The sequence below is a fragment of the Methylocystis sp. S23 genome (assembly GCF_054106005.1).
Map to the genome: position 1 here is coordinate 373,643 of NZ_CM134185.1, position 23,996 is coordinate 397,638.

At 62.0% G+C, this 23,996-nt stretch carries 24 protein-coding genes, 2 tRNA genes and 5 pseudogenes; 8 read left to right on the forward strand and 23 right to left on the reverse strand.

Features of this window, described 5'->3' with window-relative positions; all coding sequences use genetic code 11:
• Positions 1–27 precede the first annotated feature (27 nt).
• From ACV7JP_RS01755 to ACV7JP_RS01765, 3 genes are read right to left on the reverse strand one after another with little or no spacing between them, the layout of a single operon-like run.
• Positions 28–864, reverse strand: a complete 837-nt coding sequence (locus tag ACV7JP_RS01755) for a hypothetical protein (RefSeq protein ID WP_457797560.1) — start codon at positions 862–864, stop codon at positions 28–30.
• 10 nt (positions 865–874) lie between these two features.
• A complete protein-coding gene (locus tag ACV7JP_RS01760) occupies positions 875–2,020 on the reverse strand; it encodes a tyrosine-type recombinase/integrase (RefSeq protein ID WP_457797561.1) in 1,146 nt (381 codons plus the stop codon).
• 11 nt (positions 2,021–2,031) lie between these two features.
• Complete coding sequence (locus ACV7JP_RS01765; protein WP_457797562.1) at positions 2,032–2,487, reverse strand: hypothetical protein; 456 nt, start codon at positions 2,485–2,487, stop codon at positions 2,032–2,034.
• An 832-nt stretch (positions 2,488–3,319) separates the two neighbouring features.
• Between ACV7JP_RS01765 and ACV7JP_RS01770 the strand changes: the two genes are divergently transcribed.
• Entirely contained in the window at positions 3,320–4,399 is a 1,080-nt protein-coding gene (locus tag ACV7JP_RS01770) for a hypothetical protein (protein WP_457797563.1), read from the forward strand.
• 483 nt (positions 4,400–4,882) lie between these two features.
• Here the strand turns inward: ACV7JP_RS01770 and tnpC are convergent.
• The 9 genes and pseudogenes from tnpC to ACV7JP_RS01815 form a co-directional block, all read right to left on the reverse strand.
• Positions 4,883–6,414: pseudogene (gene tnpC, locus ACV7JP_RS01775) on the reverse strand (IS66 family transposase).
• 54 nt (positions 6,415–6,468) lie between these two features.
• Positions 6,469–6,837: an IS66 family insertion sequence element accessory protein TnpB gene (gene tnpB / locus ACV7JP_RS01780; protein WP_457796554.1), complete on the reverse strand. Its 369-nt coding sequence runs from the start codon at positions 6,835–6,837 to the stop codon at positions 6,469–6,471.
• Positions 6,834–6,962, reverse strand: a complete 129-nt coding sequence (locus tag ACV7JP_RS01785) for a hypothetical protein (RefSeq protein WP_457797107.1) — start codon at positions 6,960–6,962, stop codon at positions 6,834–6,836. The genes tnpB and ACV7JP_RS01785 overlap by 4 nt, the downstream gene beginning before the upstream one ends.
• Positions 6,922–7,284, reverse strand: a complete 363-nt coding sequence (locus ACV7JP_RS01790) for a transposase (RefSeq protein ID WP_457796656.1) — start codon at positions 7,282–7,284, stop codon at positions 6,922–6,924. The genes ACV7JP_RS01785 and ACV7JP_RS01790 overlap by 41 nt, the downstream gene beginning before the upstream one ends.
• Before the next feature lie 1,759 nt (positions 7,285–9,043).
• Complete coding sequence (locus ACV7JP_RS01795; RefSeq protein WP_457797564.1) at positions 9,044–9,685, reverse strand: IS5 family transposase; 642 nt, start codon at positions 9,683–9,685, stop codon at positions 9,044–9,046.
• A pseudogene (locus ACV7JP_RS01800) lies at positions 9,607–9,825 on the reverse strand (transposase); the annotation flags it as partial. The pseudogene ACV7JP_RS01800 and the gene ACV7JP_RS01795, both read right to left, overlap by 79 nt.
• 145 nt (positions 9,826–9,970) lie before the next feature.
• Entirely contained in the window at positions 9,971–10,912 is a 942-nt protein-coding gene (locus tag ACV7JP_RS01805; protein ID WP_457797565.1) for a hypothetical protein, read from the reverse strand.
• A gap of 14 nt (positions 10,913–10,926) precedes the next feature.
• Complete coding sequence (locus ACV7JP_RS01810) at positions 10,927–11,370, reverse strand: hypothetical protein (RefSeq protein WP_457797566.1); 444 nt, start codon at positions 11,368–11,370, stop codon at positions 10,927–10,929.
• A 233-nt stretch (positions 11,371–11,603) separates the two neighbouring features.
• Positions 11,604–11,688, reverse strand: a tRNA-Leu gene (locus ACV7JP_RS01815).
• Between the two features lie 179 nt (positions 11,689–11,867).
• On the opposite strand from ACV7JP_RS01815, the gene ACV7JP_RS01820 reads away from it, so the two are divergent.
• Both ACV7JP_RS01820 and lipB read left to right on the forward strand, forming a co-directional pair.
• Positions 11,868–12,182 carry a hypothetical protein gene (locus ACV7JP_RS01820; protein WP_457797567.1) on the forward strand — a complete coding sequence of 105 codons (315 nt, stop codon included), beginning with the start codon at positions 11,868–11,870 and terminating at the stop codon, positions 12,180–12,182.
• A 28-nt stretch (positions 12,183–12,210) separates the two neighbouring features.
• Complete coding sequence (gene lipB, locus ACV7JP_RS01825) at positions 12,211–12,912, forward strand: lipoyl(octanoyl) transferase LipB (protein WP_457799014.1); 702 nt, start codon at positions 12,211–12,213, stop codon at positions 12,910–12,912.
• Positions 12,913–12,932: 20 nt separating this feature from the next.
• Here the strand turns inward: lipB and ACV7JP_RS01830 are convergent, their stop codons facing one another.
• From ACV7JP_RS01830 to ACV7JP_RS01840, 3 genes and pseudogenes are all read right to left on the reverse strand, one after another.
• Positions 12,933–13,223, reverse strand: a complete 291-nt coding sequence (locus ACV7JP_RS01830) for an acylphosphatase (RefSeq protein ID WP_457797568.1) — start codon at positions 13,221–13,223, stop codon at positions 12,933–12,935.
• Positions 13,220–14,080 (reverse strand): pantoate--beta-alanine ligase, encoded by an 861-nt coding sequence (gene panC, locus ACV7JP_RS01835; RefSeq protein WP_457797569.1) that lies wholly within the window; start codon positions 14,078–14,080, stop codon positions 13,220–13,222. The genes ACV7JP_RS01830 and panC overlap by 4 nt, the downstream gene beginning before the upstream one ends.
• Positions 14,077–14,522: pseudogene (locus tag ACV7JP_RS01840) on the reverse strand (gamma-glutamylcyclotransferase family protein). The gene panC and the pseudogene ACV7JP_RS01840 overlap by 4 nt, the downstream one beginning before the upstream one ends.
• A 50-nt stretch (positions 14,523–14,572) precedes the next feature.
• Between ACV7JP_RS01840 and ACV7JP_RS01845 the strand changes: the two are divergent.
• A tRNA-Ser gene (locus tag ACV7JP_RS01845) sits at positions 14,573–14,662 on the forward strand.
• Between the two features lie 114 nt (positions 14,663–14,776).
• Here ACV7JP_RS01845 and ACV7JP_RS01850 read toward each other — a convergent pair.
• The 6 genes from ACV7JP_RS01850 to ACV7JP_RS01875 form a co-directional block, all read right to left on the reverse strand.
• Positions 14,777–15,166 (reverse strand): hypothetical protein, encoded by a 390-nt coding sequence (locus tag ACV7JP_RS01850; protein WP_457797570.1) that lies wholly within the window; start codon positions 15,164–15,166, stop codon positions 14,777–14,779.
• A gap of 115 nt (positions 15,167–15,281) precedes the next feature.
• The gene (locus tag ACV7JP_RS01855; protein WP_457797571.1) at positions 15,282–15,671 is read right to left on the reverse strand and encodes a PRC-barrel domain-containing protein; all 390 of its coding nucleotides are present in this window, start codon (positions 15,669–15,671) and stop codon (positions 15,282–15,284) included.
• Between the two features lie 425 nt (positions 15,672–16,096).
• The gene (locus ACV7JP_RS01860) at positions 16,097–16,804 is read right to left on the reverse strand and encodes a DMT family transporter (protein ID WP_457797572.1); all 708 of its coding nucleotides are present in this window, start codon (positions 16,802–16,804) and stop codon (positions 16,097–16,099) included.
• Positions 16,705–17,076 carry a DMT family transporter gene (locus ACV7JP_RS01865; protein ID WP_457797573.1) on the reverse strand — a complete coding sequence of 124 codons (372 nt, stop codon included), beginning with the start codon at positions 17,074–17,076 and terminating at the stop codon, positions 16,705–16,707. Before ACV7JP_RS01865 ends, ACV7JP_RS01860 begins: the two co-directional genes overlap by 100 nt.
• Positions 17,077–17,227: 151 nt before the next feature.
• Positions 17,228–17,854 carry a sterol desaturase family protein gene (locus ACV7JP_RS01870; RefSeq protein WP_457797574.1) on the reverse strand — a complete coding sequence of 209 codons (627 nt, stop codon included), beginning with the start codon at positions 17,852–17,854 and terminating at the stop codon, positions 17,228–17,230.
• Between the two features lie 26 nt (positions 17,855–17,880).
• Positions 17,881–18,183, reverse strand: coding sequence for a hypothetical protein (locus ACV7JP_RS01875; RefSeq protein WP_457797575.1), 303 nt, complete (start codon positions 18,181–18,183; stop codon positions 17,881–17,883).
• 250 nt (positions 18,184–18,433) lie between these two features.
• Between ACV7JP_RS01875 and ACV7JP_RS01880 the strand changes: the two genes are divergently transcribed.
• The 4 genes and pseudogenes from ACV7JP_RS01880 (at position 18,434) to ACV7JP_RS01895 (ending at position 20,176) form a co-directional block, all read left to right on the forward strand.
• Positions 18,434–19,129, forward strand: a complete 696-nt coding sequence (locus ACV7JP_RS01880; RefSeq protein ID WP_457797576.1) for a DUF1538 domain-containing protein — start codon at positions 18,434–18,436, stop codon at positions 19,127–19,129.
• Positions 19,126–19,317: pseudogene (locus tag ACV7JP_RS01885) on the forward strand (DUF1538 family protein); the annotation flags it as partial. The gene ACV7JP_RS01880 and the pseudogene ACV7JP_RS01885, both read left to right, overlap by 4 nt.
• A 119-nt stretch (positions 19,318–19,436) precedes the next feature.
• Positions 19,437–19,853, forward strand: a complete 417-nt coding sequence (locus ACV7JP_RS01890) for a DUF1538 family protein (protein WP_457797577.1) — start codon at positions 19,437–19,439, stop codon at positions 19,851–19,853.
• A 2-nt stretch (positions 19,854–19,855) separates the two neighbouring features.
• Positions 19,856–20,176: a P-II family nitrogen regulator gene (locus tag ACV7JP_RS01895; protein ID WP_457797578.1), complete on the forward strand. Its 321-nt coding sequence runs from the start codon at positions 19,856–19,858 to the stop codon at positions 20,174–20,176.
• A 24-nt stretch (positions 20,177–20,200) separates the two neighbouring features.
• Here ACV7JP_RS01895 and ACV7JP_RS01900 read toward each other — a convergent pair whose 3' ends face one another.
• Together ACV7JP_RS01900 and ACV7JP_RS01905 are read right to left on the reverse strand one after the other, a co-directional pair.
• On the reverse strand, positions 20,201–21,151 hold the full coding sequence (locus ACV7JP_RS01900) for an efflux RND transporter periplasmic adaptor subunit (RefSeq protein ID WP_457799015.1): 951 nt from the start codon (positions 21,149–21,151) through the stop codon (positions 20,201–20,203).
• Positions 21,134–23,735 (reverse strand): annotated as a pseudogene (locus ACV7JP_RS01905) (cation-translocating P-type ATPase); the annotation flags it as partial. The gene ACV7JP_RS01900 and the pseudogene ACV7JP_RS01905, both read right to left, overlap by 18 nt.
• Positions 23,736–23,996 lie beyond the last annotated feature (261 nt).

The following is a 23,996-nucleotide window of genomic DNA, read 5'->3' on the forward strand; positions in this document are numbered from 1 at the left end:
CACGGGAGGCGGCGGGAAGCAGCACCTTTAACGCGAACACCACGAAGTTTCGGAAAGCCTTTCACCCCCTTCACGTTCAAGGCGCTTGTTCAGCCAGAAATTATTTGGCTTTGCACCAACTAAAATAACAACAGCTTCAAACGGATACTTCTCTTCCCAAGCTTTATCCAAACTTAATACGGAGATTGGATCAGTTCTAACCGTCAGTCCACTTGATTTCAAGCTATCACACAGCGCAAGAGAAACGTCCTTTGCAGCTGACCAACTGCCAAAAGAATCAACGTATTGTATTGTTATGCCATCCCCAATGGAACTATCAAATGGCATTTGTTTTACGCTCCAAAACTCTTGCTTTTCAACGAAACCGAATTTTACAAAATTGAATGAAATCGCAATTTGATTAGCAATGCCCCTGGGCTCCTCTTGGCCAGAGCTAACAACAAATACAGGGACTCTTGTTAGATATAATACTGATTTTGCGATAGAAATCTGATTTACAGAACGGGGCTCTAGTGCTTTCTCTAGCTCTACATTTTCAGATAGCAATCTAGCCGCTTCCTTCTCTGCCCTAATAGCGCTTTGGAGAGCCACTTCAGCTTGATTTTTCGCAGCTATAATTTCTTTGTCCGCAGAATCACTCAATAATTTCTCGGCACGCTCGATCTCATTTTCTGATAAAATCTCTCCAGATAACCCAACTACCAGTAACATAAACCCAATCTTAGCCAAGATATTTTTAACATTTCGGATACTGAAATTTCCTTCTTCTAACTCAGCCCAAATCTCTTGCCCTTCCAATGCTACCCCGAGAAAAACTAGCACGGATGACCAAAAGAATAAATTTTGTGCGGTATCAAGCTGCATAATTTGACCTCTAATCTTTACTATTCGTCGGACCGACAGCAAACCCGGTCTGATCACGCCTAACCGGGTGGGCATCGCATCGCATCGCTGTCAAGACTATCTCGCGGCGTTCGTGCGCCGTCATGTGGATATACCGCAAGCTCATAGCTGGCGTCTTGTGGCCTGCCTGATCCATGATGACCTGGAGCGTTACCCCTTTCGCAGCCAACCTACTCAGATGCGTGTGGCGCGTCGCGTGGAAGACGAACTCCTTATTGTCTTCCTCCCCGAGGAACTCCCGCGCGCGCACCATCCAATCGTGCACCATCCATGCCTTCAGCGAAGGGAAGAGCGCGCCTTTGCCGTATGTCTCCACGCGAGCCTTGAGGACTTCGAGGGAGCGCGGGAGGACAACCACCTGCCGGAATTGCCCATTCTTCGCGAGGGCGTCTGGAATGAGCGCGAGGCCGCGTCCCATGTCCACGCGTTTGCCTTCGAGCGTAAGCGCCTCGTTAAGGCGTAAACCCGTGTCGATAGCCAGAGCGAACAGTTCGTCCAACCCCTCCGGCGCATTGCTGGCCTTGAAGTAGGCGATAACATCGCGCTCCATCTCAGGAGAGAACGTAAAGAGGCGCGCGTTCTGGAGCTTCTGGCGCTTAAACTTCGGGCGGCGAGCAATCCACCCCTCGCGCTCCGCGAAGTAGAGCACCCGGTAGAGGGCCTGGAGCTTCCGCGTCACGGTGGCCGGGGCTGCGCCTTCCGCCTCCAACTGTTGGCGTAGCTGCCCGTAGTGCTCCCGCGTGACCATCGCGCAGCGGAGCCCGGAACCAAGAGCCTCAACGGCGGCGCGGGCCTGTGCATACGTCCGCTCCCCGACCTTGTTCCTGTGCCATCCCTCCTCGGGGTCGCTGTAGGCCAACTCCAAAGCGGCCTTGAGTGTTCGGTTTTGGGGTGGCTTCTTCGGGATAGGTTCCACGATCTTTGCTTGTGGAGCCCACACGCCCGTAGTTCTCAGGTCCCGTTCTATCTCAGACGCCAATAATTCGGCGTTGAGTTTCTTGGTGTTGGCGAGGCGGCGGCGGACGCGAAGAGCCTTTCCCGTGGGGCTTTCGCTGGGAGGAACGAACACGTCGATATGTGCGGACGTGGGCGAAACCATATTGACTGTGGCGGTCATGGTGTGCCCCCTTAGGCGAACATGCCGCGCGGGCGCGTAGCTTCAAATTTTGCGTAGTGCTCCTCCACATCTTCGTCGCGGAAGTAATAATATCCGTTGTTCGTTCTTGGAAAATGGCCAAGCACCTCCACCTCCCGGCCAATGTCTTCATTGGTGAGAAGACGCCCGAACTTCACACGAACATCTAGACTGCCGCGCATACGCATGCTGCGCCAAGCGATTCTCTCTGCGCCGACATAGTTTGTCTCTACAACAAAAGCAAGCATGTGGGTGCCTCCTAAGCGCTGGTTGGAAATCAACCTTGCCGCACAAAAGAAAGCACCCGACTGTGATTTAGGCAATCCTGTATAGTCTGGAATATTTATCCTGTATACTTCGCTAAGTGAAGGTGAATGTTTCGCGTTCGTAATCTTTAGGGCGAAGTGCCAAAGTGCCGCAAATTTGTCAGAGCCCATCACCAGTTTCACCAGCGCGCTTTCCCCCCGGTGGGGTGGGGGCGTCCCTCGCGTTGAGTCCCGCGCGTCATGCACGCCCGATACTCCGCGCATGTCGCGCCCGGCTTGTTCCACAGTGGCGCGAGAGCGGCTGCTATTTGACGCAACATGGGGAACCACTGCCTCGGGAGCAGGAATGGCGGGGTTTCGTCAAACAGTTGGACGGATTACCGGCGCACTTCCGATACGCTGCAAAATCCTCCCCTGCCCGTGAGCGGATAGATGCGCTTTCGGAGACCTTGCGCACGGCGAGGAGTAAGCCGCCACGCGGAAGCAACAAGGCCGCACCCCCTTGAGCTTTCACGCAATTTGGGAAAGGTGGCCAATACCGGGGAATAGGATATTATTCCTACTCTACGAAGGATAATCGTCGCGCTTTTCTGGGAGCATTAGGTGGGTGGGCGGGCTGCTTCCCCGCTTAGCGTGACACAACCCGCAATCAAAAACGGCAACCAGCGTGGCTGTCCTAGTCTGTTGATCCGCCGCAACGCTAAGAAGGATTATCAACATTAAAAACGCCCAACGCGCGGAACTGTTTTTCGATTTTTTCGCAACACCCATTTCGACGGAGCTTCGAGAACTTGCAGCGGACATTGCGGCTGTTATTGAAAGCAGCGAAGGACGGATGCGCAAAAGGAAGCCCAAAGACGCAGCCTCATTTGCGCGCTGTGTGGAAGCGCTAGTCTGTAATCTCGCCTTATCCGCACTCACGGCCCAGAGCAGACCCATCGCGGTCCCCCTAGATCATTCGTCGCGACATTGGAAGCCCTCGCGCTACACCAACCACGGATTGAAGAACGAGACCATGCGACGCGTCTTGGCGCTTTCCGATGGTGCTTTTCTCATGCTGGCATTGGGAACGCGGCGCGGGGTGGCCAGCAGCATTGTTCCAATACCGGGCTTCGTCGCTGAGTTGGAGGCGCGTGGCATATGCGCGAACAGCATCGGCAAGGTGGACGGGCACGAAGAGTTGATAGGGTTGACGCGCAAGCTGTCCGACAACAAGGATGCGCCACGCGATTGGATTGACTACCGCGACACCCCCGAGACACACGCCCTCCGCCGCGAGATGGTGGCGGTCAATGCGTGGATTGGCGGCATGTCGTTGCGTTTCCAGGACGATGGCCTTGAGCCGCGCGTCAATGTCTCCCAGCGCACGCTACGGCGGCGTTTCATTCAGCACCCCACGACGCCCCGGAAGGATTGCAGCCTCATTCACGGCGGAAGGCTCTGGGGCGGTTTTTGGGAGACCTTGGCGCGGGAGCGGCGTGGTGGGTTGTCGATAAACGGGGAAGCGGTTGTGGAAGTAGATTTCTCCGCTCTCTTCCTACGCCTCGCCTGTGCCGCCGCTGGAGCGCCTATTCGCCAAGTTGACACCGATCCCTACAGCGTTTTGCCCGGCTTAGAGCAACACCGCGCTGGAGTGAAACAAGCGGTGTCGGCGCTCCTATTCAAACCAGACTTGCGCCGGTTCCGAAAAGAAACCTATGAGGCGCTACCCAAAGACGCGACCGTATGCAGCGTTCGCCGTGCGCTGCTCACAGCTTACCCCGCGTTGGCCACTTTCCTCATCGCTACTCACAGCAACAGCGCCGTGCCAGTCGGCTTCGGGCTCTTCCGAGTGGAGTCGGACATTCTGTTGGCGGCTCTGAGATGCCTTCGAGCGGCCAACATCTCAGCGCTCCCACTACATGACGCGCTCTTGGTTGGGCGGAGTTGTGCAGGGGCTGCGAAGCAAGCATTGGAGGCGGCGGCGCAGAGTGTGGCGGGAGTGCATGTCCCTGTTCGCATCAAGGATTTATCTCTCATGACTCCTCCGCAACTGAGAGAGAGACAGAGAGAGAGAGGACCTAGAGAAGGCATTACCAGAGGCATAAGCTTGTAGCCCATATTCTTCTAGGGGTTGCGAGTGTTTCTGGTGGTGGAGTTGTGCAGGGGCTGCGACTTCACGGAAGGCGGCAACACAAAGCACTTCATTCTTCCGCACCCACAACACCCCATAGACTTCTCTTGTGGCGGGAGCCTCGTAGGCGGATGGTGGGAGCGGCTCGCGAAGGATAGGCGAAGAGACGCTTGCAGGAGGCGGCTGTTGCAGTTGCAGGGGTGTTTGTTCCTGTTGTGGGAGTGTGAACGGCCAAGGCACGTCACCGCTATGTCTATAGCTAAATGTGTATCCCATAACGGGGGGGGGGGCGTATGCGCTTCCCGAGTGTGCGGGCTATCGGCAGGGCGTGAAGGCTGCCGTCAATGCGTTTCTTTTTGCGCCGGACCTGAAGCGGCTACCTCAAGACATTGCGCAAGAGCTACCGCGCGAGATGACGGCCGCGAAGATGCGCGCCGCAATCCTCCACCACTGTAACCGCTGTTTTCAGGCCACGTGTTTGAGAGCGACCGGCTGCGCGTAGGCCCATGGCATGAGCTCGTCGAGTTTGCTCGCGAGATGTCCGTCGACGATCTTCGCGAGGACATCGGCCATATAGGCCATCGGATCGACGCCGTTCAGTTTGCAGGTCTCGATGAGCGACGCGACGATCGCCCAGTTTTCGCCGCCTCCGTCCGAACCCGCGAAGAGCGCGTTCTTGCGATTGAGGGCAATGGGACGGATCGCGCGCTCGACGATATTGGAGTCGATCTCGGTGCGCCCGTCGTCGATAAAGCGCGTCAAGCCGTCCCAGCGTGAAAGCGCGTAGCGGATCGCCTCGGCGAGCTTGGTCTTCTGGCTGATCAGCGCGAGCTTCTCGCGCAGCCATGGCTCGAGGGCGTCGAGGATCGGGCGGGATTTTTCCTGTCGCGCTGCGCGCCGGTCGTCCGGGTTCTGCCCGCGGATGTCGCTCTCGATGGCGTAGAGCGCGCCGATGCGCGCCAGAGCCTCACTGGCGATCGGCGCGGGACCTGCTGCGGCGAGTTCGTAGAAGCGCCGGCGGACGTGAGACCAGCAGAAGGCGAGCGACACGCTGTTCTTCTGCGTCAGCGCGCGATAGCCGGCGTAACCGTCGACCTGCACGACGCCCGTGAAGCCGGCAAGATGCGTGAGCGGCTGCTCGGACTTTCGGTTTTGCGCATAGACATAGACTGCGATTGGCGGATCGGCGCCGCCCCATGGCCGGTCGTCACGCGCATAAGCCCAAAGTTGGCCGGTCTTGGTGCGCCCGCGCCCGGGGTCAAGCACCGGCGCCCTTGTCTCGTCGGCGAAGATTTTTGTCGACGATCTGATGTGTTCCAGAAGCCGCTCGTGCACGGGCCGCAAATGCCAGGCGGCGCGGCCAACCCAGTCGGCGAGCGTCGAACGGTCGAGGGCGATCCCCTGCCGGGCGTAGATCTGTGCTTGGCGATAGAGCGGCAAGTGATCGGCGTATTTGGAGACCAGTCATGGGCGATTGTCGCCTCGGTCGGCAGGCCGCCCTCGATCAGCCGCGCCGGGGCCGACGCCTGCACGATAGCGCCCTCGCAGGCGCGGCAGGCGTATTTGGGACGCCGCGTCACCAGCACGCGGAACTGCGCCGGCACGACGTCGAGCCGCTCGGAGACATCCTCACCGATCTGATGGAGCGCCCCCTTGCAGCAGGGACAGGCTTTATCCTCGATGTCGACGATGGTTTCGATGCGCGGGAGATGCGCAGGCAGCGCGCCACGGTTCGTGCGGCGCTTTCTGGACGCCTTCTCGCGTTCGGTGGCGGACTTGGCTTCCTCCTCCGCGGCGGCGCCCGCTTCCGTCTGTTCGACCTCTTCGAGCGCGAGCAGCATCTGGTCTTCGGGAAGGGTCTCGGCGCGTCGTCCAAAGCGATGGCGCTGCATCTCCTTGATGATCTGCACGAGACGATCGTTGCGCGCCCGCTCGGCGAGGAGCATCGCCTTCAGTTCGTTAGGATCGTCGGGAAGCGTCTCGACCGCCTGCGCCATAGACGCAGAAGACCATATTTTGTGCCGTCTTTCGACGCTCTCCGACGCCCTGATTCACTGTGTCGCATCATCCCGACAAGGCCGGCGCCGACGTCTCCTTCGCGCAGTGTCGCGCCGCCAGTCTAGCCCCTCCAGCAGCGCCGAAAATTGCGCCGCCGACAACCGCATCACCCCGTCTTCGATCTTCGGCCAGCGGAACTCGCCGTCCTCCAGTCGCTTGGCGAAGAGGCACACACCCGTGCCGTCCCAGAAGACAAGCTTGATGCGGTCCGCCCTCTTCGCGCGAAAGACGTAGATCGCGCCGTCGAAGGGATCGCACTGTATCGTCTCGCGCACCAGCGCCGCGAGACCCTCCGCGCCCTTGCGGAAGTCGACCGGCTTCGTCGCCACCATCACGCGCACCGCGCCCGTCGGACCGATCATTTGGCGGCTTTCAACGCCCGGATCACCGCAGCGATGGTCTTTGCTTGCGCGCCGCGTCCGACCCGAACCGTGACGCCATCAACTTCAAGTTCGATCGTCGGCGTCGAATCGACTTCCTGGCGCACAGCGCGTCGTTCGCGTTTGGTGAGCGGCGCGGGCGCAGGCCCTTGCGTGACTGCGGGAACGAACAATGGCGGCGCGCCTACGTCCTCGCGAGCCTCGGTCTCTTTGCGCGCCTGACGACGCCACGTAAAGCTGCTGCGGCGTCAGACCATGCCGCCGCGCCACTTCACAAACGCTCGCGCCCTCCGCGAAGCTCTCAGCGACAATCGCCGCTTTCTGATCCGCGCCCCACGTCCTCCGACGCCCCGAGCCCGTGAAGACCTCGATCCGCCGCGCCGGAAACGCTTCAGGCTCCGGCATATGTTTACGCTCTGAAATCGACATGTGTCGGAGCCCTCTATCGCTCCGATTATCGTCCCTACCGCTCGCTCAAAACAGGTGGGAGCAGAACAGCGCTTACCCACCACTTACCCGGCTTGGAGCCGTATCTTGGAGATGGGCGCGCGCAACGCGGGGAGCCCGTCGGCTTTCGCCTGATGTTTACTGAGAGCCAAATCCTCTTGGCGGCGCTCGCGCGGTTGATGGCTCAAGGCGTCGTCGCTCTGCCGTTGCATGACGCCGTGTTGGTGCGGAGAGACCATGCGGAGATTGCGCGAAGGGAGCTTGAGGCGGTGGCGCTGGGGGTCTGCGGCGTGGCGATACCCGCGAATGTGAAGGCTTGAAGGGAATGGCTCTGAGTGTGGTTGTCTCCCTACAACAACAACCATCGCTTAAAGCTTCTCCCTCTGCGCTTGCCCCCATATGTCTACACTGATCTGGGACCAATCCAGGAAGGAACGCCTAGCGATGCTGCTACCGGCCTATCTCGCAAGGTGGATGCTCAGAGCCGTGGGAGTAGGACAGGAGACAACACAACACGTAGAAGAACACCTAGAGGAACACCTAGAGATGTTCTCTTAATCCTTTAGTGAGGAGGCTAAGCGATTAGCTTTTATATTTCAGTCGCTTGGGGTGTTTCAAAACTGTGGGCGGCCGCCCGTCGCGGGAGGGCATAAGGCGACACCCTCCAGAAGCGCCTAGGAGCGTCAAGGAGAGTCGTGAAGCGCTCTAGCTATATGGGTAGCGCTTAGAGCGGCTGACGCAATGTGTGAGGCCCTACGTGCTTCTATGTGCCCCGCGTTGCTCGCCTGTATATTGACTGGCGCTCTGCCTTGTCAGCGCATCCGTCCAGCCCATACTTCGCAATGAGTGCGTTAAACTTTTGGAGATTACCTCGAAGGCTTCGCGCCTCTCTTGTTTGCCCCGTTGCGATGGCTTCAGCCAGAAGGAGCGCGCCTTCCGCCCTTCGCTCCAAGACCACCTTCGCGAATCCTTCGGGCGTCAAATGCTGTTGCTGTTCTAATATTGATTCGCTCGTTCTCTTTGTCACTACGCCGCCCCTTTCTTTTCTAGCAGCGCCGCAGATATTGCCGCTTTTTCACGCCGCATAAATTCAGCTAGACATTTGAAGGTTGTCTTGCTGGTAAGAGCGGCGTCAAGCTGCTTGTGCCAAGCTGCGTCCGCAGCCGTAATTACAACAACAGAGTCTACGATTTTTCTCGCACGATGGCGGATGTTACCTTGGGGAAAAGCCTCCCATTGAATGCGGCCGAATACGCCTCCAAGAAGTTTAGAAACTCAATGAAAGCTTGTTCTTGATGCGCCGAGGATTTCGGATGCAACAGAGCATTCTCGTGTTCTTTCGCGTCTCTAAGGAACGCCTGAAGCGATTGCACGTCCGCCGCTTTACGCGCCTCTCTAATCTGCCACCAAATTCCCCAAAGCCCGATGACAGCGGCTACCGCTTGGACGCATGTTCCTATGGCGGACGCTGTGTCAGTCCATTCGCTCACTGTTTTTCTTGGCTGTTTGCGCCGGAGGTTGCGCACTTCCTTGCTGCGCTCCCGTGGAAACAGGCTGCGGAGGGTTTGGTTGCGGAGGGGCAAGCGCAGCCTGGAGGTTTGCGGAACTAAGCCCCCTTTGGAGGACTGCGGAACTTAGACTGTCGTTCACGACAAACCATCCTTTGCGATTGTCGCCTGTCATTTTCATACCCTCCGAATGTCAACGCCCCGCTTCCCGAAGAAGCATCAACTTTAGCGCACTAGGTCGTGTGGACGAATTGTATCAAGCAAAGGCCAGCGGCGAAACTGACGATCGATCTGAAGTTTCGTTCCGTCTTTTCGCATCGTAGGGCGACCCTTTTGAATCGCTTGAGGCGGCCGAAGCCTTGTTCGATGCGAGCGCGAGCTTTGTAGAGGGCCTTGGCGAAGAACTTGGGCCGCTCCTTTTCGTTGGCCTTGTGCGGGATCACGGGAGCGATGCCCCGCTTCCTCGCAGCCTCGCGGTTCGCCTTGCTGGCATAGCCTTTGTCGCACACCACGGCGCGAGGCTTCATATCGGGTCCGATATCGAGCAGGGTTTCGAAGTGGCGCGCGTCGGAAGCCTCGCCGCCGGTCAGGTCGAAGCCGATGACCGTTCCCGAGGCATCGGCTTTCGCGTGGATTTTCGTCGTGAAACCGCCGCGCGAGCGCCCGAGCGCTTGCCCCTCTTGCCCCCTTTTGCGCCCGCGGCGGAGACGTGAGCGCGCACGATCGTCGAGTCGAACATTTGGATGAGATGGGCGGAAGCACTCATCGACGCGAGCGTGTCGAAGAACGCCTCGAACACGCCGGCCTTGCTCAGGCGATCGAACCGCTTCCATACGCTGTTCCAATGACCGAACCGCTCCGGCAACGCGCGCCATCGCACGTTCTCGACCGTGAAGAAATGCAGCGCCTCCAGGAACAGTCGGTCGTCCTCGGCTTTGCGTCCTCGGCGAGGAAGGCAGGCCCGAAACACGGCGAGCACATGCGCCCAGTCTTCTTCATCCATCCTCGTCGACATGACGTCCGGCCTCCGATCGGTCGGAGGTCTATGAATCACACCAGATTCAGGCTGGGAATCGTGAAAATTCGACCGCTCTCAATTCGTCCACACGACCTAGCAGAAAAGTGGAAAGAACAAAAAATGAACCCCAGGGGAAAGCCCGTTACACGTCATAGCGTGGAAACCTTACCATCGCTTCGGCAAGCACCTTAAGCGACGCGTGCTCATAGACAGACCGCGCGGGACCCAGAGCGGCGAGCGAATGACCGGTAATCGCGTCGCTGATGCTTCCCAAAATCCCTGCCTCTTGAGCGCGAGACTTGAATGTGTGTCGCCATCCGTGATTAGGCGCAACGCCTTCTCGCGTAACACCAAGCTCCCGCACCCATGCCGCTATCTTGTTGGCCCGAATTTGCGCGGGATTGGCAGCCGCCTTCGCCCTGATCTTGCGCGCCTCGCTGTAGAATAGCGGCCCATTAGGGCTTGCCTCCCAAAACGCCAGAAAGCCTTGCTTGATGAGGTGCGCATGTATCGGCACTTCTCGGAAGCGCGGACACCCCTTCTCAGGCGGAAAGGTGAAAAACCAAATGTCCCCTTCCCTTCGCACATCCTGCTTTTTGAGGCCGGTTATCGACGCAATGCGCGCCCCTGTGTAGGCGGCTATCCAAGGGCACCAACGCTTGGCGGCAGCTAAGAGCGGGTCCCTCCCACCCGGTTCAACGGCAAGAGCCCCGCTGAGAATAGCTTCTATCTCCTCATCATAGAAGCGGTCTCGCGTGCTCTTAGTGCGTCCAAGCTGGGCGTCTGTAAGCACCCGGACATGGCTAGCAGGGTTGTCCGCCAATAGGGGCTTAGCATGGCGCTCGCGGTCCGTAGCCCAATTGAAGAGCGATTTCACAGCCGCAAGGTCCGCCCTATAGTAGGTTGCTTCCGTGCGCTCGCCATCAGCTAGCCTATGCGGCTTGAAGGCGCGAACGTCTGCTTCCGTCACGGCGGCGGCGATGGGGTCCCGCAAGAAGCCGACGAAGGCCAAGAGCGCGGGCTTGTAGCGGACCTTCGTGAGCGGTTTGACTCGGGGGTGGTCGGTCGAAAGGAAGCGGTCCACCAGATCAGACAGCCTTATGCCACTCCCCTTGGCGGGGCCGCAGCTGCCACTTCGACTTGCTGGGGCCAAGCCGGGAAGCTCAAGGGAGGCGTCCGATAGTCGCCCTTCGCGCGTGCCTCTTTTAATTCGACTCCCGCAATCAGCGCCCCTTGCTCCCCCATCCAAGCCGTAACCAGCCTGTCTAGAGACGCGCTGTCAGTGAGAATGCCCTTCTCCGCCACAACCTTAGCCGCGTATTCGTGGAGGTCCAAGCTCTTGCGGCGGGGGCCTTGGGCGGCAACGCCATCGGGCGCAATGACTAGGGCGTAGGCTTCCCCCGCGAGGGCGGCTATCTCTTCGTCTGTCAGTGGACGGGCACCGCGCCGCGCTTCCGCAAACATGCGCTCCGCTTCCGCGCCTAGCCTGAGGTGCACGGCCTTATCGGTTTCGCCCGGTTGCCGTTCCTTCTCCAGGCTCAAGTTTATCTCACCTGAGACAAGCCCCCAGCCCCGCCGCTTCCAGCCGCCCGGCCAAACGCGGAGAGCACGCAGCACATCGTCGGGGATGCGCCTACGGAATTGAAGGTGTCGAGAGTTCTTGCGGGCTTGGGGTCTAGCCATCGGAAGCGCCATGTGCAGCAGCCCTGTGTAGCATTGAGCTGCGCGCATCCGCAATAAAACCAGTAAGTTAAAGCGCTTCAAGCCCTTAGGCTTGGTGCGGTCGAGAGGACTCGAACCTCCACTGGTTGCCCAACTAGCACCTCAAGCTAGCGCGTCTACCAATTCCGCCACGACCGCAAAGGGCGCTCTCAGCAAGCTGCGAAGCGCCGGCGCGCAGCCTCTAACAAATTGACCGGGCGATGACAAGGGCGCTGCGCGGAAAGGCGCCGCGGCGCGAAAAATGCTGTAGAGAGCAATGATTGCTTTTGGAAAGCGGAGGTTCACTTGGCGATTTTCAAGCTCCCCTCTCTGGCGACGTGCCGTTCAGCGTCGCGCCCTGGACGAATTTCGGCGCTGTCGGCAACCACTTTTCCTTCCTAAATGTCGAGGTGGGCCATTCGAGCGCGCCGGAGGTCGAGAGGAAGGTGCTGGAAAATGTCGGCAGCTATGGCAAGCAGCTCGGCCGCATGGGCGACGCGCTGCGCGTGCTGCTTGATCATTTCGAGCCCGAAAAGCCCCTGTCCCGCAAGGAGAGGAAGGTCATCCGCGCCCTGCAGGCCATGCTCGACGAGATAGACGACATCAAGCGCGCCGCCGGCCGCGCGCCCTTCAAGGACGAATCGACCGCATGACCTCCCCTGCTTCGTTCCCCGCGATTCGATCGACCCGGCCCTCGCGCCGCAAGCGGGCGCGCCGCCGGTGGAATGGCGCGTCAGCGCGGATCTCGTGGACTATGAGGAGGCCGTGGCCCTCATGGAGGCGCGCGTCGCCCGGATCGCGGCGGGCGCGGCGCGGGAATGCGTCTGGCTCCTGGAGCATCCGCCGATCTACACGGCCGGCGCTTCCGCGAAGGACGCCGACCTCCTCGATCCGCGCTTTCCCGTTCATCGCACGGGGCGCGGCGGGCAGTTCACCTATCACGGCCCCGGCCAGCGCGTCGCCTACGTCATGCTCGACCTCTCCCGCCGCCGGCGGGACGCGCGCGCCTTTGTCTGCGGGCTCGAATCATGGCTCATCTCGACGCTTGCCGGTTTCGGCGTGGCGGGCGAACGCCGCGAGGCGCGCGTCGGCGTGTGGGTGAATCGGCCCGACAAGCCGCGCGGGCTCAAAGGCGAGACGGCGGAGGACAAGATCGCGGCCATCGGCGTGCGCCTGCGGCAATGGGTGAGCTTTCACGGCGTCGCCCTGAACGTCGCGCCGGATCTCTCGCACTTCTCCGGCATTACGCCCTGCGGCGTGCGCGACGCGCATCTCGGGGTCACGAGCCTGAAGGATCTCGGCGCGGCGGCGGGGATGGCGGAAGTGGACGCGGCGCTGAAGCAAAATTTCGAGCGGACCTTCGGGCCGGCGCAGGCCGTCTAAATGCGAGCGCGGCGCGTAATCTAATCCGTCGCGGCCATTCCGAAGCCCTCGACGCCCGCAAGCTCGGCCGCATCCGCCGGCGCCTCGCGCAGCCTTTCCACTCTCGACGCCGACGGCCCGCGCCGCGCGGCCTCGATGAAGGCGGCCACCGCCGCCTCCGGCCCCGCCGCAAGGGCCTCGACGGACCCATCGGCGCGGTTGCGCGCCCAGCCGTCAAGCGCGAGCGCATTCGCCTCGCGAATGAGAAAGGCGCGAAAGCCGACCCCCTGCACGCGGCCGTCGACGAAGAAGCGAACGACGCGCCGGCTCATGCGGTCGGGACCGGGACATTGTCGATGAGTCTCGTCGTTCCGAGCCGCGCGGCGGCCAGGATGCGGATCGGCCCCTCATGGCGGCGCGCGACGCGGGCAAGCGTCGCGGCGTGGCGCGCCTCGACATAATCGATCTCGAAGCCCGCCCCGACGATCGCCTCGCGCGCCTCGCCCATCACCTGGCCGATGACCTCGCCTTCCGCGATGCGCCGCGCGGCCTCGGCGAGCGCGCGGTGCAACGCCGGCGCGCTGGCGCGATCTTCCGCCGAGAGATAGACGTTGCGCGACGACATTGCGAGCCCGTCCGGATCGCGCAAGGTCGGGCCGGCGAGGATTTGCGTCGGAATGTCGAGATCGCGCGCCATCGTGCGGATGACGAGAAGCTGCTGATAGTCCTTCTCGCCGAAGATGGCGACGTCCGCTTGCGCCTGATTGAGAAGCTTCGCCACGACCGTCGCGACGCCGGCAAAATGGGCGGGTCGGAAACGATCCTCGAGATCCGCCTTGGCCGGGCCTTCGAGCGCCACCGTGGTGCAGAAGCCCGGCGGATACATTTCGTCGACCGCGGGCGCGAAGACCAGATCGGCCGCCACGGCCGCCAGCTTTTCGCGATCCGCCGCGAGCGTGCGCGGATAGCGGGAAAAATCCTCGCCGGGCGCGAATTGGGTCGGATTGACGAAGATCGTCGCGATCACCCGCTCCGCATGGCGGCGCGCTTCTTCGACGAGCGAAATATGCCCGGCGTGCAGCGCGCCCATGGTCGGCACGAGGCCGATGCGCTCGCCTGCCGCGCGCCGCGCGCGAACGAAAGCGCGCATTTCCTCGACGGTATGGACGACGGGGACCTCGAAACTCATCCGCGCGAGCCTTTCCTTTGTTCCGCCAGCAGACAGGAGAGATAGCCGATATAGGCCGCCGGCAGTTGGAGCCTCTCCGCCGCCGCGACGATCTCGGCGAGATAGCCCGGCCAGACGGTCCCCGGCTCGGGCTGGCGCCGACATAGACCAGCGCGGGCGACGAGCCGAAGGGCTCCTTGAGCACGGGGATCATTCTCTTGGCGTAGAGCCCCTGCCCCACCTGCTCGTAGCGATCGAGCGCCATGACGTCCGAGACGGGAACCTCCCACAACGCGCCGTGAACATTGGCGCGCGGATCCGGCGCGATGCTGGCGAAGCCCGACGGCATGACGACGAAGCGCCACCGCGCCAGCCGCGCCCGGCCCAGCAAACGCGACCGCGGACAACGCCGCCCCATGGCGGCGGCGTCCATATTCGAGCCATAGGCGAAGTGCAGCGGCAAAGCGGGAACCCTCTCGCGCGACGGCGCGACCGTGCTATATCACGGCGCGGGGAAGGGTGGCCGAGTGGTTTAAGGCAGCGGTCTTGAAAACCGCCGTGGGGGCAACTCCACCGTGGGTTCGAATCCCACCTCTTCCGCCATAAAATCAAATGCTTAGATGATGACTGCCGGTCTCGTATAAAGCGCGCGAAATCTAGAACCGGAAGGCGACGCCCCGACCGCGGACGCCTCGGCGGGGCGTTTTTGCTTTTGGACTACCGGGACTTGTTTGTTTTCCCCGCTATCTCTTCCGGCGGCTGCCAGGCGTCGTTCGATTTCAGAGTTTCGACGGATTTGCGGCGCGCCTTTTCAGCGCGAAGGTCGTTCACCGCTTTTACCGCGGCTTGCCACTCTTCATTCGTCAATGCGGCGCCGCCGCTCATCACGCCGCCGCCAAATCCGTAGACGTTGCGCGGCGACCGGCGGAGCTCCGACAATATCGTCGCCGCATCCACCGTTTGTTCGGCCTTCCCGCCGCCATCCTGTTCAGCCACGCTGATCGTGGATCGGCGGCCGAATTCCGAGGCCGCAAAGCCGAGCGCGATTATCACCGCGAGCAGCACCGAGATTCCTATTGTGTTTCGACTCACCGTTGGCATGTTCATGATGATTGGCCCTCATTTGAGGAAGGGGAGTTAGAACCACTCGCAAAGTGCGTGGTTCCGCCGCTGGCGATGCAGCGAACGCGCGCGGCGTTTTGCATTTGCAGAAAGCGATTTTTTACTGCGTGGCGGCGGCCGCGCCGCTTTCGCGCCAGTAAGGCTCGGCGCGATAATGTTGATGCACGCGCATTTCCCACTCCCGATCGATCCAGCTTTCGTCGGTGTATTCCGGGGCGCTCTCCACTAACTCCTGGCTCACATCCGTCACATATCCGCGACGGTCTTTGTCGTATTTCAGTGAGCTCCAGGGCATCGGATGATGGCCGGGATGCAGACACATGAAGCCGCAGAAGTTGACGACCGCATAAAGGACTCGGCCGGAGACCATATCAATCATGAAATGGTCGATCTTGCCGATTTCCTTGCCGCTCATGTCGTAAACGCCCACGCCATCGATATGCTGGCTCGAGATCAGGTTGATCCTCGAATATGGGGAGGCCGTAGCCATTTCACTCTCCACGCGTAGGACTCAGGATCCGCCGCGCGACAAGCCATGCTTATGCTCTCAGGACGGGCTTGACGTCTCGCGTCGAAGCTACGACGGGCGGCGATGTCGCACCTTGAACGTCCGAGCACATTCTTCGTTCCTCTCACGGCGCCCGCCATGGACCTTGCCGGCGCGCCTGAACCACATGACGGCGATCGCCGCCGAGACCGGCCGGCGCATGGAGTCCATGTCGGATCGCCTTGATTCCGCCGAATCCCACACATAATCTCTAATCAAGCCAGCGGAGACGCCGGCAAGAGAAACGCCCCGACGCCGGAGGTAAGCGCGGGGCGTTTTGACGAGGAGGGCCGGGCGCGGTCCCGCCGTAAAGGCCAGGGCGGCCTTTCCATGACCAGCCATTGCGCGTCCTTTCCCGTTGCAAGAGCCTAAAGCGCCTTCCGCCGGTAATTGCGCGGCCTGATATTCCGCATCGCCGGTCCGGCTTCGACAAGAATGACGCCCAGCAGGATGAGGGCGCAGCCGAGGGCGGCCAGGCCTGTCAGGCGCTCGGAAAGCAGGATCGCTCCCGAGAAGGCGGCGAATACGCTTTCGAGCGACATGATCAAGGCGGCTTCTGCCGCCGGCGTATATTTTTGCGCGAGGATTTGCAGCGTATAGGCGATTCCGCCGGAGCAGAGGCCGGCATAAAGAACGGAAGGGGCCGCCAAGGCCAGTCCCTCCTTTGAAAGAGGCTCGAAGCTCAGCCCGCCGGCGACTCCAAGAACAGCGGCGACGCCATATTGCGCGAAGGCCAGAAAGAACGGCCGGTCGGCGCGGCTCAGAAAAATGGGAACCAGGCTTATCCCCGCCGCCCACGCGAAATCCGCGATCAGCACCAAGGCGTCGCCGGAGCTCCAATCCCGGAGCGGCCCGTCGCCCGCGAGAAGCCATGCTCCCGTAACGGATACGGCGCTCGCGGCCATGACCGCAAATCTCGGTCTGGCGCCGGTTATCGCCCAGACGATCAGGGGAACGAAGATCACATAAAGCGCGGTCAGGAACCCGCCATTCGTCGCCGTCGTCGTGACGAGGCCGACTTGCTGCAAGCTGGCGCCGGCGAAGAGGCAAAGGCCAATGAGGCCCGCAAGTCCCAAATCCCCCTCGTCAACGGAGACCGGTTCGTCCTGCTTCGCTCATAGAAAGCCAGCGGCGCGAGCGCGATCCATGAGATCAAAAAACGCGCGCCGACGAAGCTAACCGGCCCCATCACGCCATTGGCGTGCTTCTGAGCGATGAAAGCCGTTCCCCAGATAAACGCGACGAGCAATAGCAGCAAATCGGCGCGCATGCGGGTCATCGCGTTCCTTCCGGCTTTTATCGGGCGGCCTGGCGCCGGAGAAGCAGGCGCGCCGGCGACGTCAACCATGCCGCCGCGGCTGCATTCTGTCCGTCAACAGGCTCCATGCGCCTGAAAAAGGTCGTGGCCGAGACAAGGGCGCGCCAGAGCGCCGCAGCCGCCTTGACGGCCGGCGTCACCAGCATCCCCGTCGACGAGTGCGGATTCACGCCTTCTTCAATTACGCCATAGGAAAGGCGCGGGTTTTTTCGCATGGGATTTCGAGCGTCCCGAACATCCAGTCCCACACGGCCAGGACGCTGCCGAGATTGCGATTGAAATGCTTCGGATCGCAGGAGTGGTGGATCTGATGATGGGCGGGGCTCAATATGACGCGTCCCCACATTCCCGAAAAGGGAATCCAGAATTGCGAATGCTGAAGATGGCCGATCGTCCAGAGAAAGCAAATGAATATTATGTTTTTGCCGTTGACGGAAAACATTTCGACGTTTCGGCCGAAAAGCCACTCCAGAAGGCCGGACGCGGCGCCGATGAACAAAGCGAGCATATAGCCGAAGACAATGTTGTCGAGAGGATGGTTTCTGAAATTCGTCAAGGGCGTCAACACGTCGGCGGTGTGATGCAGCTTATGGAGCTCCCACAGGAAGGAGACCCGATGCTTGAGATAGTGATCGACCCAATAGCCGATCTCATAAGCGAGGAACAGAACGACGGTCGAGATCAGCTTCATTGCGAGATCGCCGCAATCGAAAGGCTCGATCGCGCCGAATGCGCCCGCGAGCATGGAGTGAACGGCTTTCGAGACCGTGTTTGAGGAAACGACAAGCGCGCCGACGACGGCCGGCATAAAGACAACGCTCAGAACGAGGAGCTTCAAATCTGCGTGAAAGGACTCACGCAGATAGAACTTCTTGGAAAGAATCGCGCGGATGATGACCCGTAAATTCGCGCGCCCCGGCGCATCTTTTGACGATAAGCCAAGGCGCAGACCGCCAGGGAAAGAGACGACGCCAGCGAATAGACCGAAAAATCGAGCCCGGCAAAAACAGTTCGCGATATTCTCTTGACGGAAATGCGGATTGCGCTGCTGAGGTCCATCGATCGTTTATCCAGGGGATTGATAGCGTCGCCGGAACCGGCTTGGGGCGGCGGCCCCATCGCCGCGCCGGTTTCCAACGGCGTTTGACTCTTATTGGCCGCTCAACGGGTTGCCGGCGAAGCCTATTCGTTGGGCAGGACATTGCCAAGAGCCCTGCGACGCGGGCGCGCGGCTCGATTGGGCGGCGAATCCTCCGCATCGGCCTTGCCCAGTCACGGGTTGAGATGCGCCGCCCTTTCGACCATTCTCGGCCTCGGGACGCCCCGGGGGCGGGTTAGCTTGGAGCCGCCCATCCTCACTCCTCTTTCCATCGGGAGATCGATAAGGATGCTGTCGTTTCTGAGAGAAAGACTGGTCGAGGTGATTAAAGCGGTTGCGCCCCTGACCGCTTTCGTGACCCTGCTTCAACTCACGATCGTTCACGCGCCTCCGACCCTGTTCTTGCAGTATCTCTTGGGATCGGCGCTCGCAATCCTCGGCATGACCTTGCTGTTCTCCGGAATAGACTACGGCATCCTGCCCATGGGCCGGTATATCGGTGCCGCCTTGCCGGAGAAGGGGTCCCTGCTTCTCATCGTGGCCGTATCGTTCGCCCTCGGCTTCGCCACCACCGTCGCCGAGCCGGACGTGCTTGTCCTTGCGGGGCAGGTGGACGCGGCGTCGAGCGGAGCCATATCGAGACAGTTGGTCGTCTATGTGGTCGGCGTCGGCGTCGCCATACCGGCCGTCATCGGCACGTTGCGCATCCTCGCCGGCTGGAAGCTGAAATATCTGCTGGGTTCGGTTTATTTAATGGCGATCCTGCTTTCCCTCTTCGCCCCGGTGGAATTCATCTCGCTCGCATTCGACGCGGGCAGCGTCACCACCGGCGCGCTCTCGGCGCCTGTCATGATTTCGCTGGCGCTCGGCCTCAGTTCCGTGCTTGCGCGCCGGTCGGCGGTGTCCGACGGCTTTGGCCTGCTGGGATTGGCCTCGGCCGGACCGATCGTCGCGATCCTGATCCTGAGCGGACTCCTGCCATGAGCGAGCTGCTGCTTGCCGAAAGCGTCGCCGCGGCTGCGAGCGTCGCCGAGGCCGTCGCGCCGCTTGTCGCGCTGTTTCTCGCCTTCCAGTTCTTCTGGCTCAAACTCCCCCACAGGCAGGTGATCGACGTTCTCATCGGAACAGCGATGGCTTCCGCCGGACTGTTCCTTTTCCTTCTCGGAATGGAGATCGGATTCCTACCCTTTGGAAGAGCGATCGGATCGGCCTTCGGCGCGCTCGACCGGCCGATCCTTTTGCCTTCGTCGGAACGATTCTCGGTCTGCTCACCGCCTGGGGCGAGCCGGCCGTGCGTGTGCTGGCCGATCAGATCGAGGAGGCGTCCAACGGCTCGATCCGAAAATCCATGGTTCTCGCGGCCATTTGCGCGGGCGTCGCATTTTGCGTCGGCCTGGGCGTCGTCAGGATCAGCCTCGGCATTCCTTTGCTCTGGCTTGTCGCGCCCGGCTATGTCCTCGTCATCGTCCTGATGTGGTTAAGCGACTCCGACTTTACCGCCATCGCCGTGGATGCCGGCGGCGTCGCCACGGGTCCGCTGACGAATACGTTCCTGCTTGCTCTGGCGATGGGCGCATCGGTTTCCATGGGCGATCAGGATCCCATCGCGCATGGGCTGGGGCTGGTGGCGCTGATCTCCCTTGCTCCAATTATTGCAGTGATGATGTTGGGCTTCCTCATCAGAAGGGCCGAAAGACAGGAGAGATAGAGATGGAAAACCCATGTCTCATCGTCAGCATTGTGCGAAAGGGCTGGGGCGACTCGGTGCTGGAGGCGACGATCGACGCGGGGGCTCATGGCGGCACGGTGCTGTTCGGACGCGGAATCGGCCGAAACGAGCAGCAGAAGGTGTTCGGCATTCAGATCGAGCCCGAGAAGGAAATCGTCCTGACGGTCGCGCCCAGGGATTTGAAGGACAAGATTCTCGAACGGATCGTACGCGCGGCCGAGCTGGGCCTGCCCGGGCACGGCCTCGCCTTCGTATTGCCTGTCGAGGAAGTGGTCGGAGTAGCGCATCTCGTTCAGCCATAAAGCGCGCGGCGGCGGGCCGATGTCCTAATATGAAGGGTCGGCTTGAATCCTTATGCTCGCCCCCGAGCCCGCTTCCACGGACAAGCCCGGGCTCTCGGCTGCTATGATGACGGCCTTGCGCCCGCCCTCGAGCTCTTCGACCTCTCGCAGCCTTCCCGCGAACTCTTCCCCGCCGCCGGCCTCTATCGCGATAAGCGCCTCGTCGCCGGCCTTGACGAGCCCCGCCTGCGCCGCCTCGATCGTCGCCCGGACGCGCAACGCCTCTTTCGGAGACACGACGAATAGCGGCTTCCCGTCCGACGGCGAAACTTTCTGGCCCGGCGTCGCATTGCTTTCCGTCACCGTTCCCGCGAGCGGCGAGACGATCTCCGCCGCCGCCAGATTCGCCCGCGCGGACACGATGGCCTTCTCCCGGCGCGCGACCTCGGCTTCGTCGCTCGAAAGGGCGGTCTGCGCGCGCTGCAGCGCCGCGCGCGCCCGCGCCAGAGACTGGCGCGACGCCTTCCGAGCCTCGATACGCTGAAGGCCCGCTTTGGCGCTGTCGACCTTTGCGGCGCTCCGCTCCAACCGCCGGCGCGCTGCGTCGAGCGCGGTCTGCGCACGCGCGACGCCCTCCTCCAAAGCGCGCGAGTCGATCCTTGCGCAAATCTGCCCGGCGTCGACGGCCGCGCCGAGCTTGCACTCGACCGTCCTCAATATCCCGGCGATTTCAGGTTTCACGGGCGCGGGGCGAAGCAAGGCGACGACGCCGCGCGTCTCGACCACTTGCCTGGCCGGCGCGCGGTCGGCGATCTCGCTTTCCCGTCGCGTCGAGAGATAGAGGGACCCTGCCGCCGCCGCGATCGCGAGGCTTCCGGCGGCGCCCGCCCAGCGCCAGTTCATCGCTATTCGCGCGGGCGCGGCGGGCCTTGCGGCCGGCGCAGGCGCCGCCGCCGGCCGTTTCCGCCGCTCCATCCACCACTTCTCCAGCTCCATGACGACGAGAAGCGACGAGCCGGCGAGCAGAAGGACGCCCCATTCCTCGAAAGTCACCGGCCAGATCCGCAACGTGTCGGCGAGGCCGGGAACATGCATGGCGGCCAGGTGAATCGCCTGCGCGCCGACGACGCTGCCGATGAGAAGGGGACTGGTGAACAGGCCGCGATGAAAAGCGAATGATGCTCCGAGCGCGCGTTCAGCGCCTGGAAATTCTCGAAGACGACGAAGAGGAGCAGCAGAAGATTGCGGACATGATCCAGGTCGTAGCCGCGCTGCAACAGCCAGTAGAAGACGCCAAAGCCGACGCCGCCCATGACCAGCGCCGAATAGACGTTGCGCGTGATCATCACCCGGTCGAAAATCGGCTCCTGCGGCCGGCGCGGCGGATAGGTCAGCTCGTCGCCTTCGGGCTTTTCGGCGGCGAGCGCCACATGCTGAACGCCGTTGGTGACCAGATTGAGCCATAAGAGCTGCACCGGCAGCAGCGGCATGGGCAGGCCCAGCGGAATGGTCAGAAGAAAGAGCAACAGCTCCGCGGCTCCAGTGGAGACCAGCAGGAAAATGACCTTGCGGATGTTGGCGTAGGCGACCCGCCCTTCCAGGACGCCGCGCAGGATCGAGGCGAAATTATCATCCGTGATGATGATGTCGGCGCTTTCCTTGGCGACGTCGGTGCCCTGCTTGCCCATGGCGACGCCGACATGGGCGTGCTTGAGAGCGGGCGCATCGTTGACGCCGTCGCCGGTGACGGCGACGAAATGGCCGTTGCGCGCAAGCGACAGCACGATGGCGAGCTTCTGGATCGGCTCGACGCGCGCATAAATGCGGGCGCGGCGCGTCAGCTCGTCGAGCGCCGCTTCGCCCGACTCCTCGGCTTGACGCACCTCCGCGCCAGTAACGATCTGGTCTGGCCCGAACGCCATGCCCGCCTGCCTCGCGACGGCGGATGCGGTTCCCGGCGAATCGCCCGTGACCATCGCGACCTCGACGCCGGCGCCGTAGCAGTCCCGAATGGCGCGCGCGGCTTCCGGACGCAGCGGGTCCTGCATGCCGACGAGCCCCAGGAAGATCAGATTTTCGAGGTGCCTCGGCCCATAGTCCTGCCCTGGCTCGGGAACGATCTCGCCCTCGGCGAAAGCGAGAACGCGCAGTCCTTTCTCCGACAAGGCGTCCTTCTGCCGCGCGAGCGCCTGCCGATCGATCGGCGCCAGCGCGCCGCCGAGATCCATGCGGTCGGCCATGGCGATCAGCGTTTCCGGAGCGCCCTTGACGAAGACGCGCAACTCGGCCTTTTCCTCGTGACGGTGGAACGAGGCGGCGTATTTGAGGTCCGGTTCGTAGGGGATGCGCCAGACGAGGGGGAAGCGCGCCCGCAAGTCTTCATGCGCGACGCCGATGCGGTGCGCCGCGACGAGCAGCGCAACGTCGACCGTGTCGCCGACCGCGCTGATTCCTCCTTCTCGCGCCTCATCTCCGCTTCGTTGGGCAGCGCCGCCGCGCGCAACAGCGCCGCGACGAGAAGGTCGGCCTCCTCGCTTTTCCGGCTCTCGGCCCGGAAGGAATAGGATTCGACGCCCTCGCTGGCCTCGCAGCGCAAATGCGAGCCGTCGGGAAGCGCGATATCGGTGACCGTCAGCTCGTTCAGCGTGAGCGTGCCGGTCTTGTCGGTGGCGATCATGGTGCAGGAGCCGAGCGCTTCCACGGCCGGCATCTTGCGCACGATGACATGGGCTTTCGCCATGCGGCGCATGCTGATCGCGAGGGCGACGGCGATCGCCACGGGCAAGCCTTCCGGTATCGCGGAAACCGCGAGCCCGACCGCCATCATGAACAATTCGGCGGGCGCCATATGGCGCAGCCAGCCGATCGCGACGAGAATCGCCACGGCGACGGCGACGAGCGCGGCGATCATCCGGGAGAAGCGCTCCATGCGGATGATCAGCGGCGGCTGGGAGATGGAGGGCTTGACGAGCTCGCCGGCGATCTTGCCGACCTCGGTCGCGAGGCCGGTCGCCGTCACCTCGCCGGCGCCGCGTCCGCGCGTGACCATCGAGCCGGCGAAGGCCATGACGCCGCGCTCCGCTTCGCGTCCCTGCCGCGCTTCTCCCGCCGCCGTCTTTTTCACGGGCATGGATTCGCCGGTGAGCAGCGACTCGTCGCATCGCAGATCATTGGCCTCCAGAAGGCGCATGTCGGCGGGCACGCGGCGGCCGGCCTCCAGCAACACGAGATCGCCCGGCACAAGGTCGCGCGCGTCGATCTCCTGCTGAACGCCGTCGCGGACCACGAAAGCGTGTGGTTGGTCATGCTCGCGCAGCGCGGCGGCCGCCTGGCCGGCGGAATGCTCCTGAACGGCGCCGATGATCCCGTTGATCAACAGCACGAGGCCGATGAACAGCGCGTCCTTGAGGTCGCCGATCACCATGGCGACGACCGCCGCGGCGACGAGGATGTAGATCAGCGGGCTGAGGAACTGCCGCAGGAATACGATGAGAAAGGATGGCGGCCGAGCCTCCGGCAGAGCGTTCGGCCCATATTGGGCGAGACGCGAATGCGCTTCTTCTCTCGTCAGTCCCGGCATGCATGCAACCCGATAATATTGCGGATAGGCGCCGCCGGCCGCGCCGACGGTTCGACTTCACAACTTCAGAATGGCCGAGACATTTTCGAGACCTCTCGTCGCGAGAATTCATTCGGGCGGCTTTGCAGGTCTCCAGCGTCGCCGGGAGACGAATCGCTTTCACCAGGGCTCACCTTTAGATAAGGGCCGTCCGCCGGGAGACAATAAGATGTTGCGCGCGCGAACGATCGGGCGCCGGCGAGCGGCGTTCAACTCCGCCCA